This is a genomic window from Candidatus Methylacidiphilales bacterium, from assembly GCA_025056655.1.
GTDB lineage: Bacteria > Verrucomicrobiota > Verrucomicrobiia > Methylacidiphilales > JANWVL01 > JANWVL01.
On record JANWVL010000073.1, the window covers coordinates 1 to 14,351 of the forward strand.

General features: G+C 51.2%; 9 protein-coding genes and 1 pseudogene. 5 read left to right on the top strand and 5 right to left on the bottom strand.

Going from position 1 to position 14,351, the window contains the following annotated elements:
• Positions 1–400, bottom strand: a 400-nt coding sequence (locus NZM04_04235; GenBank protein MCS7063244.1) for a hypothetical protein, incomplete at its 3' end; no start/stop codon positions are given.
• Positions 401–492: 92 nt separating this feature from the next.
• Here NZM04_04235 and trpD point away from each other — a divergent pair.
• A complete protein-coding gene (gene trpD / locus NZM04_04240) occupies positions 493–1,548 on the top strand; it encodes an anthranilate phosphoribosyltransferase (GenBank protein ID MCS7063245.1) in 1,056 nt (351 codons plus the stop codon).
• Positions 1,549–1,556: 8 nt separating this feature from the next.
• Here the strand turns inward: trpD and upp are convergent, their stop codons facing one another.
• The 4 genes from upp to metK all read right to left on the bottom strand — a co-directional run bounded on the left by upp (position 1,557) and on the right by metK (position 6,577).
• Positions 1,557–2,198 carry a uracil phosphoribosyltransferase gene (gene upp / locus NZM04_04245; protein MCS7063246.1) on the bottom strand — a complete coding sequence of 214 codons (642 nt, stop codon included), beginning with the start codon at positions 2,196–2,198 and terminating at the stop codon, positions 1,557–1,559.
• Between the two features lie 24 nt (positions 2,199–2,222).
• Positions 2,223–3,599 carry an argininosuccinate lyase gene (gene argH, locus NZM04_04250; GenBank protein MCS7063247.1) on the bottom strand — a complete coding sequence of 459 codons (1,377 nt, stop codon included), beginning with the start codon at positions 3,597–3,599 and terminating at the stop codon, positions 2,223–2,225.
• A 275-nt stretch (positions 3,600–3,874) separates the two neighbouring features.
• Positions 3,875–5,305: an adenosylhomocysteinase gene (ahcY, locus tag NZM04_04255; protein ID MCS7063248.1), complete on the bottom strand. Its 1,431-nt coding sequence runs from the start codon at positions 5,303–5,305 to the stop codon at positions 3,875–3,877.
• Positions 5,306–5,392: 87 nt separating this feature from the next.
• On the bottom strand, positions 5,393–6,577 hold the full coding sequence (gene metK, locus NZM04_04260; protein MCS7063249.1) for a methionine adenosyltransferase: 1,185 nt from the start codon (positions 6,575–6,577) through the stop codon (positions 5,393–5,395).
• Between the two features lie 114 nt (positions 6,578–6,691).
• Between metK and NZM04_04265 the strand changes: the two genes are divergently transcribed.
• The 4 genes and pseudogenes from NZM04_04265 to NZM04_04280 all read left to right on the top strand — a co-directional run bounded on the left by NZM04_04265 (position 6,692) and on the right by NZM04_04280 (position 14,280).
• Complete coding sequence (locus NZM04_04265) at positions 6,692–7,639, top strand: metalloregulator ArsR/SmtB family transcription factor (protein MCS7063250.1); 948 nt, start codon at positions 6,692–6,694, stop codon at positions 7,637–7,639.
• 181 nt (positions 7,640–7,820) lie between these two features.
• Complete coding sequence (locus NZM04_04270; GenBank protein MCS7063251.1) at positions 7,821–7,991, top strand: SBBP repeat-containing protein; 171 nt, start codon at positions 7,821–7,823, stop codon at positions 7,989–7,991.
• 90 nt (positions 7,992–8,081) lie between these two features.
• Positions 8,082–8,591, top strand: coding sequence for a hypothetical protein (locus NZM04_04275; GenBank protein MCS7063252.1), 510 nt, complete (start codon positions 8,082–8,084; stop codon positions 8,589–8,591).
• A gap of 772 nt (positions 8,592–9,363) precedes the next feature.
• Positions 9,364–14,280: pseudogene (locus NZM04_04280) on the top strand (putative Ig domain-containing protein).
• Positions 14,281–14,351 lie beyond the last annotated feature (71 nt).

Sequence of the window (14,351 nt, forward strand, 5' to 3'; positions counted from 1 at the left end):
CTCTCAAAAGCTTTTCCACTCCCTCCGCCAACACCTCCGCTGCAGGCTGTCCATCAGGAAACTCCGTTGCAATGCCCGACTCATGCTCGATCCCAAGATGCGTAAGCCAAGCCGAAAGCATCGGTCGATGCCGCTCCATCAGCCACCATGAAAGAAAGTTAAACGCAAACGTCGCAAACCTTTCCTGCTTGAAAAATTCAATCCACACCTGATGCCGTTCCTTCTTCGGCATCTCTAAAATAATCGCGGCTCTCTTCCCCATGTGTGGAGCTAAAAGTTCCAGCGTTTTGCGATACAGCTTCTTGTTTGTCTCATGCACCGTTTGAATAATTTCATGAGCCTTCTCAACGCTCATTTGTCGCCAACATTCCGTCACCATGCCGCCCCTTCTAGCAAACAAAACCTTCAAACGCCAATTCCATTCCTTCAGGCTTCAATCTTTTGCCTGAGCTAGACTTGCTCCATTAAAAAAAACACGCCAACCTGGCCTCCATGCTCTCCCTACAAGAAGCCGCAAAACTTTGTCACGCAGGCCAAACCACCCCTCTCGATGAGATCCCCACCCTCATCCGCCTCCTGCTGGATCCAAACCAATCCAGCGAAGACAAAAAGGCCTATCTCCTAGCCCTCAAACAACGCGGCGAGACAGCCGATGAACTCGCCGCTTTTGCGCTGTGCTTTAGAGAACTAGCCACGCCGCCACCAGCAAGCCTTCTGGCTCTTCAAACCGATACGACGCCGTTTCTCGACTCTTGCGGCACAGGCGGTGGAGCACTCCCCCTCTTCAACGTCTCTACTGCCACCGCTTTCGTCCTCATCGCCGCCGGCCTCACCATTACCAAACATGGCAACCGCGCCATCACAAAATCCTCCGGAAGCGCAGACGTGCTCGAAGCGCTCGGCCTTCGCATAGACCTCTCTCCCGACCAAATCGAAGCACAACTCCGCACCACTCACTTCGCTTTCCTCTTCGCCCCTCAATGGCATCCCGCTTTCAAAGCTATCGCACCGATCCGCAAAGAATTGGCCTCCGCGGGCCATCGCACCATCTTCAACCTCCTCGGCCCCCTCCTCAATCCACTCCGCCCCCGCATCCAAATCCTCGGCGTTTTCAAAAAAGAACACGGCCCACTCTTCCATGCAGCCCTCAAAAAAATCGGCTGCCAACGTTTCGCCGTCGTCTATGGCGAACTTCCCGACGGCCGTCCCTGCGGCGAAGTCAGCCCTTACGGATTAGGTCAACTTTGGACCTCACACCCGCACATCCCCATTTCACTCCAAAACATCCAGCCCCACTATGCCGTTGAAAAAGTCTTTGTCGCCCATCCTCAAGAAAGCGCTCAATTGATCGAAGCCGTTCTACAAGGAAAAGAACAAGGCCCCGCTCGTTCCTTTCTGGTAGCCAATGCCGCGGTGGCTCTCACTATTGCAGAAAAAACCTCCGACATAACCTCCGGCTACCGACTCGCCGCTGAGCTGATCGACTCTCGTGCCGCATGGAAAGCCCTGAAACAGCTTAGAGACTGGCAACAAGCTCATCTCCAATAGCACGCTCCTCAAGTCCCAAAATAACGGTCCCCAGCATCCCCCAAGCCAGGCATAATAAATCCTTGATCATTCAACATCCGATCCACAGCCACCGTGAAAATCGGCACATCCGCATGCACCCGATGCAAACGTTCAAGCCCTTCCGGACTACTCAAAAGGCACACAAAACGAATCCTCTTTGCCCCCATCCGCTTTACCTCATCGATCGCCGCCACCGCGCTGTTTCCAGTCGCCAACATCGGATCCAAAATCAACACTTCAGCTTCATCAATCGCCTTCGGCACTTTCCCGTAGTAACGATGCGGCACCAGCGTCTCCTCATTTCGACTCATCCCAATGTGCCCCACAAGAGCGCCCGGCAAAAGATCCAGCATCCCATCGATCAAGCCCAACCCCGCGCGCAAAATCGGCACCAACACCACCGGCCGACGCAACCGCATCCCTTGCGTAGCCTCGATCGGCGTGTGCACAGCACAACTTTCCGTCTCGAAATCTCGGCTCACCACAAATAACATCAACGCCCCCATCTGCCGCAACGTCTCACGAAACACCGTCGTCGGAGTCTCGCGGTCCCTTAAAATGGTCAGCTTTGTCTGAAGTAACGGATGCTCGATGATTCGAATTTGCGGACAAGCCTGCCACCGAAACATGTCTTTTCCCTTATCTCGCTTAGCTCAACATGACAACTTCCCTTTCCACTCTTCAATCGCTGCGACGACGTTGCGACGTGACGGCGCCCCCACCATCACCCGCTTTTCTAGCGCATCCGGAAGCTTAAATACCTCCAACACCCTCTCATCAAAAATCGGTGAGACCTTTCTCCACTCCACAAGAGGAAGCTCTCTAAGCGAGCATCCATGCTCCTCACTCACTTTCACCAATCGGCCCACAATGTGATGCGCATCGCGAAACGCCACACCGTGCGTCACGAGCCAATCCGCTACATCCGTCGCCAAAAGCTGCGCATCTTCTACCGCCTTAAGACAAGCTTCCTCACGGATCACCAAATCGCGCACCATCGGAATCATCACCGAAAAAATGCCATCGATCGTATCCACAGTATCGAAAAGCCGCTCCTTATCCTCTTGCAGATCCCGATTGTAAGTCATCGGAAGCCCTTTGAGCATCGTCACAAGACTCACCAGATTTCCCAACACACGCCCCACCTTACCCCGCGCCAACTCAGCCGCGTCTGGATTCCTCTTTTGCGGCATCAAGCTCGACCCGGTCGCAAAAGCATCCGGCACGCGCACAAAATCAAACTCCGCGCTGCTCCACAAGATCAGATCCTCGGCCAAGCGCGAAAGGTGCACCGCGATTAACGTAGCAGCCGCCACATATTCCACGATGAAATCTCGATCGCTCACTGCGTCCATCGAGTTGCGAGAAAGCGCAGCGAAACCCAGCTCTCGCCTCACAAATTCTCGATCCAAAGGCAACATGCTCCCAGCAAGTGCACCACTGCCGAGAGGAAGGACGTCGATCCGCTTCAATGCATCCTGCAGACGATCATGATCGCGTGCCGCCATCTCGACATAGGCGAGCCAATGATGCGCCAACCGCACTGGCTGAGCCCGCTGCAGATGCGTGTAGCCCGGCAAAAGAACGTCTATGTCCCGCTCAGCCCGATTTAAGAGGACGCGCTGCCATTCCTGCAACGTGCTCTGTTGCCGCAACACCACCTTTTTAAGCCAAAGACGCACGTCTGTGGCCACTTGATCGTTGCGACTTCTCCCCGTGTGCAGCTTCGCACCAACAGGGACGATAGCCGTCAAAGCCGCTTCGATATTCATGTGCACATCTTCCAAATCTTCGCGCCAGTGAAATTCACCTTGCTCGATTTCTTTTTCGATTTGGCGAAGCCCCTTTTCAATAGCCGAAAGCTCTTCTGGCTTGAGAATGCCGATTTTTCGAAGCATCCGTGCGTGCGCGATGCTTCCTTCGATATCTTCACGATACAGGCGCCAATCAAAACTCACCGATTGGCTGAAACGTCGCATGGCATCTGCCACCGGCTCATGAAAACGACCACCCCGCTGTTGATGAGTCATGAAAACGATGCTGCCTGATCCGCGCCAGCCCGTCAAATAGCCAGACGTCTAACTTTTTACAGCCACACGTCTAATTCCTAACAGCCAGACGTCTCATGATTTTGGCGTAGGTTGTGCCATAACACCTCAAATAGAGGCTCGGTTTCCACCACCGACCTTAGCGCGGGTGGAACCGCGCTCTCCATGGATTCGGGGCGCTCTCGGTGGATTCGGAGTTAGAAGGCTGGCGGTTAACGTGTTAAAGTTTCAGCCCTGAATTACGGTAGTGGTTGCGATTAGTAGCGGTAGTGTTCGGGTTTGTAGGGGCCGTCGATGGGGACGCCGATGTAGTCGGCTTGCCGTGGGGTGAGGCGTGTGAGTTTGGCTCCGATTTTTTCGAGGTGGAGGCGTGCGACTTCTTCGTCGAGTTTTTTGGGGAGGACGTAGACGGCGGGTTTGTAGAGTTCGCGATTTTTCCAGAGGTCGATTTGGGCGAGGACTTGGTTGGTGAAGCTGTTGCTCATGACGAAGCTGGGGTGGCCGGTGGCGCAGCCGAGGTTGACGAGGCGTCCTTCGGCGAGGAGGTAGATTTCGTGGCCGTCGGGGAAGGTGTATTTGTCGACTTGTGGTTTGATGTTGGTTTTGCGGATGCCGGGGTAGGCGTTGAGGCGGTCGACTTGGATTTCGTTGTCGAAGTGGCCGATGTTGCAGACGATGGCTTGGTCTTTCATGCGGAGCATGTGGTCGAGGGTGATGACGTCTACGTTGCCAGTGGCGGTGACGTAGATGTCGCCGCGGCCGAGGGTGTCTTCGACGGTGGTGACTTCGTAGCCTTCCATGGCGGCTTGGAGGGCGTTGATGGGGTCGATTTCGGTGATGATGACGCGGGCGCCTTGGCCGCGGAGGGATTGGGCGCAGCCTTTGCCGACATCGCCGTAGCCGCAGACGACGGCGACTTTGCCGGCGATCATGACGTCCATGGCTCGGTTGAGGCCGTCGATGAGGGAGTGGCGGCAGCCGTAGAGGTTGTCGAATTTGGATTTGGTGACGGAGTCGTTGACGTTGTAGGCGGGGACGAGGAGTTTGCCCTCGGCTTGGAGGCGGTAGAGGCGGTGGACGCCGGTGGTGGTTTCTTCGGAGACGCCTTTCCATTCGCGGACGATTTCGTGGAAGACGTAGGGGTTTTCGGCGTGGATGCGTTTGAGGAGGTTTTTGATGATTTGTTCTTCTTGGCTTTCGGATGGGGAATGGACCCAGGGGTCGCCTTCTTCCATTTGGTAGCCTTTGTGGAGGAGGAGGGTGACGTCGCCGCCGTCATCGACGACGAGTTGGGGGCCTTGGCCTTGGGGGTTGTAGATGGCGCGCCAGGTGCAGTCCCAGTATTCTTCGAGGGTCTCGCCTTTCCAGGCAAAGACGGGGATGCCGCGTGCGGCGATGGCTGCAGCGGCGTGGTCTTGGGTGGAGAAGATGTTGCAGGATGCCCAGCGGACGGTGGCGCCTAGCTCGACAAGGGTCTCGATGAGGACGGCAGTCTGGATAGTCATGTGGAGAGAGCCGGTGATGCGGACGCCTGCGAGGGGTTTTTGTGGGGCGTATTTTTCACGGACGGCCATGAGGCCGGGCATTTCGTGTTCGGCAATGGTGATTTCTTTGCGGCCCCATTCGGCTAGGGAGAGGTCGCGAACTTTGTAGTCTTGGTGGATGGGGGATTTGAGGGTGGTGGACATAGGCTTGTGGGTGGTTTTTGTTTTTGGTGTTTTTTTTGGAAGGTGTCTTGCAGGGTGTGAGTCTGGAGGGGTTTGTGGTTAGGTAGTTTAATTGAGGCCAGTAGCGGCTCGAAGTGCTTCGACCTTATCGATGCGCTCCCAGGTGAGGGCATCCAGGTTGTCTTCGCGGCCGAAATGGCCGTAGTTGGTGGTAAAGGAATAGATGGGGCGGAGGAGGTTGAGCTGGCGGATGATGTTGGCAGGTTTGAAGCTGAAGACTTCGCGGACGGCGGCTTCGATTTTTTCATCGGGGATTTTTCCTGTGCCGAAGGTATCTACGCAGATGGAAACAGGCTCGGGATAGCCGATGGCGTAGGCGAATTGGACTTCGGCGCGATCGGCTAGACCAGCGGCAACGATGTTTTTGGCGACGTATCGTCCCATGTAGGCTGCGCTGCGATCGACTTTGGTGGGATCTTTGCCGCTGAAAGCCCCGCCACCGTGTCGCCCCATGCCGCCGTAGGTGTCTACGATGATTTTGCGGCCAGTGAGACCGCTGTCGCCCTCTGGCCCTCCGATGACGAAGCGCCCAGTGGGGTTCACGAGGAAACGTGTTTTGTTATCGATCAATTCAGCAGGGATGACTTGCGGGATAAGTTCATTTACAACGAAGTCGTAGATTTGGGAGTGCTTGATTTCTGGGGCGTGTTGGGTGGAGACCACGATGGCGTCGATCCGAATAGGGCGGTAACCTTCGTATTGAACGGAGACCTGCGTCTTGGAGTCGGGACGGATCCAGGTGGAGGGATTTTGTTTACGGATTTCTGTGAGGCGGCGACCGATGCGATGGGCAAAGACGATGGGAGCAGGCATGAGCTCGGGGGTTTCATTGCAGGCAAAACCAAACATGAGGCCTTGATCGCCGGCGCCTTGTTCGGCGGTAGCTTTTCCTTCGGCCTGGCGTTCGTCGACACCTTGTGCAATATCGGGGCTTTGCGGTGTGAGGGCGTTAAGGACATGGACACGATCGGCATGGAATATGTCGCCTTCGTAGCAGTAACCGATGCGGCGGATGGCTTGGCGAACGATTTCGACATAATCTATCTTGGCTTTAGTCGTGATCTCACCGGCGACAACGACGAGGTTGCTTTTGACTAATGTTTCACATGCCACACGGCTCAGTGGGTCTTGAGCAAGGCAAGCGTCGAGCACGGCATCCGATATTGTATCTGCGACTTTGTCCGGATGCCCTTCTGTAACGGATTCAGATGAGAAGATATACTTTTTTGACATACAGCCATCATTACGGTAACTGCTCTTTATAGCCCGTCAAGGATTATTCCATTGTCATATCATGATAAAACAATTTAATTAGTGAGCCCCTGTCTCTTTTAACCACTCCGCATCATGTCCCTTCCATCTACACAACTTCAAAAAATCTGGCATCTGCTTTCCGACATCACGCGGCTACGGCTGTATGGCATTCTCAGTCGCGAAGAGCTTTCAGTGGCAGAAATACAGCAAGTGCTCGGCCAATCTCAGTCCACAATTTCCAATCATCTGGCGTTGATGCGGCAAACGCAACTCGTAGAATCCCGCCGTCAAGGAAAACACATATATTACAAAGCAGAAAAAAACCTAGATCCTGTGGCTCAGGCGGTAACCCAAGCCGCTATGGAAATGTATCAGGCGCTGCCTGAGGCGCAGCGAGATCAAGCTGCACTCCAAGTTATCTTGCGACAACGCCAGCAGGCTGCACAAAATTTCTTTAACAAAATCGCCGGAAAGATGGGGGAAATCCCTTGCCCTGGCCGCTCTTGGCAAGCTGTGGGGCCTTTGCTAGCGCAACTCGTTCCCGACGATCTAGTCATAGCTGATTTGGGAGCAGGCGAAGGTTGGCTATCGCAACTCCTCGCACAAAGAGCAAAAAAAGTGATTGCCGTTGATATTTCTCCTAAGATGATCGCCGTAGGCCAAGCCGAAACTCGAGCTCACGGGATTAAAAATTTAGAGTTTCGCCAAGGCGATATCGTAGCGCCCCCGATTGCCGCACGCTCTGTAGACATCGTATTGCTCAGCCAAGCCCTCCACCATGTGCCTAGCCCCCCACAAGCAATCGCAGCGGCTTTCAAAATCCTAAAACCTAAAGGCCGCATCTTGATCCTTGACCTTATGGAACATCACGTAGATCAAGCCCGCGAGCTTTATGGCGACTATTGGCTGGGGTTTAAGCCCACCGATCTTCACCTTTGGCTTAGAGAAATCGGTTACACAAAAATTTTAATCCAACTACTCGAACCCGAAAATGTCCCGCCTCATTTTCAACCGATACTAGCAGTTGCAAATAAACCGTGATAATAATTCCTTAATTGAACGAGTATCTATATTTATTTCGTTAATTTTTAATGCTTTGCTGCCTATTGCTAGAATTGAATAAATTAGTGAAAATGAGCGATTGTAATTTGCATACACTATAATTTAACTTAAAAAAATACTTGATAAATCAGTTAAAATTTGCTCGTATTATTGAATAAGAATGAAAATAAGCATTAAATTATCACTAGTATTTGGGGCTATTTCAGCGATTGTAATCACAACAACTCATGCACTGCCTTATCGGGAATGGGCTACTTACTTTGGAGGAATAGCCAGTGAAACGCCAAACGCTATAGCAACCGATCAAGAAGGTAATATCTATGTGGTATGATCAACTTCCAGCCAAAATCAGATTGCAGGTGCTGGAGCGATAAAACAAAATTGGGAAACTGGAGACAGTATTATAGGGTTTATAGCCAAATTGAACCCGAATACAGGTCAGGTGGTATGGAGCACCTACTTTGGTGCAGAAAACACCATCCTCAGCGGTGTCTCGGTCTATGGTGATGACCTATTCGTGTCAGGAATCTTTTCGAACAGTTCAAATTCTTCAACATCGTTTCAAAGATTTGTAACTACTGGGGTCCACAAATCACAACCTTATTCAACCAATCCACAAAATCCGCTCGCAGATCGTGACGATGCGTTTTTAGCGAAAATAAATTCAAATTCCGGGTCCATCATCTGGTCTACACGTTTCGGAGGCATCAATTTTTCCACACCAAATAACCTGTCCGAATATGATGCAGCGCGAGGAAACTTGACAAACGATTTAACTGTCGACGTCCACGGCAATCCTATTATCACAGGAACAACAAATTCAAGAGAAATTGGAACGACCCCTGGGGCATACATAGATAAATTATCAACAAATAACACAATTAATCAAACTTATGTTGCAAAATTTAATAATTCCGACGGAAAGTTGTAGTGGGCGACATATGTTCCTGGAAGTGCCCACTACAATTCGATTACAAGCGATCGCCTTGGTGATATCTACATTGGAGGAACCTTAAACCCAACATCGAGTGACATTTTTTACCAGACATTAGCAACTCCAGGAACAGAACTAGATAGCTTCCAAAAATTATCCTCGGGCGGCTCACAAGCAGACAGGGGATATATTCTAAAACTATCTGGATTTTTCGGAAATAGAATTTGGGGAACTTATTTCCCTGGAGTAGTGCGTGACATAAAGACAGATGATCAAAATAACATATACATCGTTGGACAAACCGCTTGTGGCGACCCGATCTGTAATAAAGCTATCCCATTTGCCACACCAGACGTAGAACAAACCAAGTTTGGCGGATACTTTGACGCTTTTTATTGCGAAGTATTCCGGATCAACCGGAACCAAAGTTTGGGCTACTTATTTCGGTGTCGGTAACGCAGAAACATTTACAAGTCTGGATATCGACAATGAACTATATGTGTATGTAACAGGAAGTTACACCAAAAGCTCATCTACCATAAACGATTCGGTCTTGATCTCACCGGGTGCCTTTATCAGCCATACTAATTTCTCAAATATCTCTTCGTCCATGTTAGCGAAGTTTGATGGTTTCACTGGCAAGCGCGTTTGGAGCACATTGATATGGGGGGTTCCTGATTTAGAGGTAACTTCGAGTTTTGTGCCCCGCACTCAATCTAGAAGACCTATTGCTCTGGCAAATGATGGCTCCATATACGTTGCTACTGTCATGACTAACCACAACTCAAATGCGGTCACACCAAATACCCACAAAACCTTATTAGAAAGCGATGAGGTTCTTTTGACTAAATTTTCGGAATATCTCTTAGACGCATCTCAAGCACCACAATGCGCTACTGTTGGCAGCACTGCAAATTACGCCCTCCGCACGCAAACAATACCAATTTGTTCGCCAGTTTTGCTCAACGTCGAGAACTTACCAGAGGGATTAAATTTTAATTCAAGCAATAACACGGTTACCGGCACTTACTCCAAGGCAGGCATTTACGAAGTTATAGTCAGAGCACAGAATGGTTGTGGCAAAACAATCACCCGCAAATTCACTACTCGTGTGGGCTCGGGTAGTTTGACACTGCCAACTACTCTACCTAACGCTAGTGGCATAGCAAATATGCCGCTTAATTACACTATTTCCGGAGCAAATACAAATGATGCTTATCAGCCAATCACTTTCACTGCTACTGGATTACCTCAAGGTTTAAGAATTTCTCCTACAGGTGAAATCAGCGGCACTCCAACGCAGCAGGGTAACTTCACTGCTACTATCACTGCAAGAGATCAATGCAATAACACGGTCACCCGCACTCTTAACATCAACATTACAGGCTTCGTTCCATGCGAACCTAGTAACTTAGCTCCAAAGGCAACCGGATCCTGTCTATCCATAGATCTAGACTGGTCTCCTACAGCCACATGTCAAAGTAACGACTACCTCGCAATCCAATACAAAAGAGCTAACGATATCAGTTGGATAGATGTTCCTACTCACCTACGCCCTCTTATTACAGATAAAAAGTTCACCCTAGATAACCTATCTAATACATCATACTACATCAGACTTGCTACTGTCAAAGGAAGTCAAAACGGCACTGTGAGTCAATATTACAATATCTCCGGAAATATGAATGGCGTGGGAGTCTCTCTCCTCCCAATAGAAGTCAAATGCCCACAAATCACTTTTCAAAACGGTATTTACCCAAGCCCGCAAATAATTTACGGCTACGTAGGATCACAAATCACGCCTTTCAAAGCAAATCCCTATAACGTCCACCCCAAATGCATACCAGTCACTTTTAGCACTACCTCCAGTCTACCTAGCGGCTTAAATCTTAATCCACAGACCGGCGAAATCACCGGTATACCAACCACCGTAGGTTTCTTCAGCATATCAAACATTACAGCCAAAGATAGTTGCGGTAGTCAAATCACAAGCATACCCATCAAGGTTAACATTCTTCCCGCAAACGCTCGCCCACAACTCGATCCTTACCCTCAACCCACAGTGATCGTTACGCAAAACGCCTTCAACGCCACCAACATACCTGCACCTAGAACCACAATCTACGATACGTGTAAATCAAATATAAAATGGACTGCCACAGGTTTACCCCCAGGCCTAACAATAAACCCCCAGAACGGCCAAATAACAGGTGCAGCTACGACTCTGGGCGATTACCCCGTTACAGTAACTGTCACAGACGGTTGCGGCGCAAGTGCAACCCAAAACCTTCTCATACAAGTCTTCCCACCATGCACAGCACCCAATCTTAACTTCACAGCCACAAGCACAGGCTGCAACTCCATCAAAATTAACTGGAAACCCCTCCCCACCTGCAACCAAAACACCACTATAACTATAGCTCATCGCCCATCAGATAACACAAACCCCATCGGCTGGTCTCATGTCCCAGAAAATACGCTTCCAAAAGTGTCCGCAGGCACTTTCACCCTCACAGGAACCGAAGCCAATAAACCTAACGACCTCTCCATAACCATCAAAGATGGACTCACGGGAAACTTCACCCATACCACTATACCGAACATACCCCCTATCCCTTGCCCGCCACCCGTCATTCCGAAGCTACTTTACGGCAATGACCCTATCAACATCACCCATAACACCCACACGACCCTTACCCCGAGCAACATACAAGTCACCTCTGACTGTGAGCCTGTCACCTGGGAAATCTCCAACCCACCCCCTGGCCTCACTATAATCAGCTCAAACGGAACCATCACGGGAAACGCCACCCAAGTTGCCAACTACACTAGCAAAATCACTATCAAAGATAAGTGTGGCAACACCACATCAACCGACGTGAGAATCTCTGTCTCCTATCCCCCACTGGAAATCCCAAACATACCTTCATCACTCCCATATGCTGTTATAGGAGAACCATACCAGGGTTACACACCCCCCACCGCGGTTCCCAAAAGTTCTTCATGTTCCCAAATAACTTGGTCTGCCACTGGACTCCCTGCAGGTATGACAATCAATCCTCAGTCGGGGCATATCAGTGGAACACCTCTACCCTCAAATTCAATCGGCTTCAAAAATGTAAAAATATGCATTCAAAATAACTGCAACCAATCCTCTTGCACAGACACGCAAATTATCATCATCCCACAAATCACACCCCCTGTCGCTCCTCAAATCCCCTCTGAACTTCCATCGGGATTTGTCTCTGTCCCATATGTTGGTTACACACCACCCGCTCCACAGGTCAACGAATACTGCCAGCCTGTAACCTGGAATATCATCGGCTTACCTCCATCACTATCATATGATATAAACACTGGCAAGATATTAGGAACCCCATCCTCGGCTACCAGTGGGGCTGTCTCGGTCACCTTCTGCATCACCGATGCCTGCAACCAGACCGTGTGCTCTCCCGGATCATCACTGACCATCCTCCAACCACCCGGACCGAAAGCCCCCTCCCTCCCCGAATACCTACCACCTGGTATCGCCGGATTCGATTATGCCGGATTCACCCCATCCTCAGCAGAATTGGGGCATCAGAACTGTAGCCCAATCACATGGGATATCACCGGTCTTCCAGAAGGACTCAATTTTAACCCCCAAACCAGCAGAATCTCAGGCAAACCCACAGCGCCCACCTCTGGTGCCCGCACCTTAAGATTTTGCATCACCGATAAATGTGGCAACACCGCATGTAGTGATACAAAAATTATCATCGACCCGACCCCCGTTCTCACGCCCCCGAACATCCCCTCCGTGCTACCATCGGGCGACGTCGGTTCCCATTACCGCTATACACCTCCGCCTCTCAATTCCCACCCGAACTGCAGCCCTGTCTATTGGAACGTCTTCGGCCTTCCACCTGGCCTACAGTTTGACCAATTCACAGGTGTCATCTCAGGCATTCCATCGACTGCCACATCCACTCCAGCCACAATCATGATTTGCGCCTGGGATCAATGCAATAACAACGAATGCACCTCCACCACCCTCTCCATCCACTCAACACCTCCACCCATACTACCCTCCATTCCACCAACGTTACCCGAAGCCCAAGCTGGCCGCCCCTATTCCGGTTACACCTTCCAACAAGCCGTCACTCATCCTAACTGTTCCGCCTCGTCATGGTCTGTAATTGGCTTACCTCAAGGCTTAAACTTCAACCCCAACACTCGCACAATCTCAGGCACCCCACTCCGGCCAACTACTACCCCGGCCACAATAAACATCTGCGTCACCGATTCCTGTAACCAAACCACCTGTGAAACCACATCCATAACAGTCAACCCAGACCCCGACTCTAATACCACAAACTCGATTACAACATTCACATCAACCAACAACTACACCTCACCACCCAGCCAGCAAAATACCAACCCCTCTCCCTCCACATCGACCACACCTATCGCATCGCCCTCCACTCCATCCCACCCTCCCACCTCATCTGGCCCGACGCCCCCCACCATTCCCATACTCCCTAAATCCCTACCCTCAGGCAACGTCGGCGCCAAATACATCGGATTCACACCTCCACCAGTCACCTACGACCCATCATGCCAGCCTCTCACATGGAACATCTCAGGACTACCTAAAGGCCTAAATTTTGACCCCACCACTGGCACCATATTCGGCACCCCCCAAATACCCACATCAGGCCCAAAACAACTCATTTACACCGTTTATGACGGATGCGGTCACTCCATATCCGCAATTACCCAGATAACCATAAACAATCCCACAGACTCCCCACAAACCACCCCGCTACCCAACAACCAACTACAAGCCATGGCCAACGAGCCAATAACACACCAATTTACCGCCACAAACTCACCAAGCCAATTTTTCGCCCTTGGAACATTACCAGGAACGATCAACATCAGCCCTAGCGGACTACTCACAGGTCAAATCCCCACTCCAGGCTCCTACCCCATCAGCATACAGGCCACAAACGGCACCCCTAGCCCCATCTACACCTTCACCATCGTCGTCTCAGCGCCTCAACCTCAGACTCAGCCCTCAATACCATCACCGTCACAAAACACCCCACCACCCACACCCCCTGCCGCCACCACCCCTCCTCAGCCTCCCTCCTCTCAGACACCGCCACCGCCTTCTGATCCTGTCACGACTACATTGCCTACCTCCGCCCCATCAACCATATCCACTCATACCCTACACAATTCCACCCCCTCTACCACTCCAACTTCTACCCCACCCACGCCTCCCAAAACACTCAATCAAAGCCCCTCCACCCCTAGTCTCACCCAGACCGCCAGCCCACCTCAAACCAACTCCCAACCCACCCCCTCCACACCCTCCCCATCAACCAATACCACCGACTCAACCATCCACCTCTGCTGGGCCACCTACTACGGCGGCAACGAAAAAGACACCATCACCTCCGTCACCACCGACTCAAACGGCAACCTCTACATCACAGGAACCACCAACTCACCCACAAACATCGCCACTAGCGGCACACACAAAAATACCTACAGCGGAGCAGACCACGATGCCTTCGTCGCAAAATTTGACAACAAAGGAAAACGCCTATGGGCAACATACATCGGCGGTGCCGGCGATGACCAAGGCCTAAGCATCACTCACAACCCACAAGGAGACATCTACGTCTCCGGCTCCACCACCTCCAATGAAATTGCCCTCAACGGCTTTAACAACACCTACGGCGGCAACGGCGTCAATGACGCATTCCT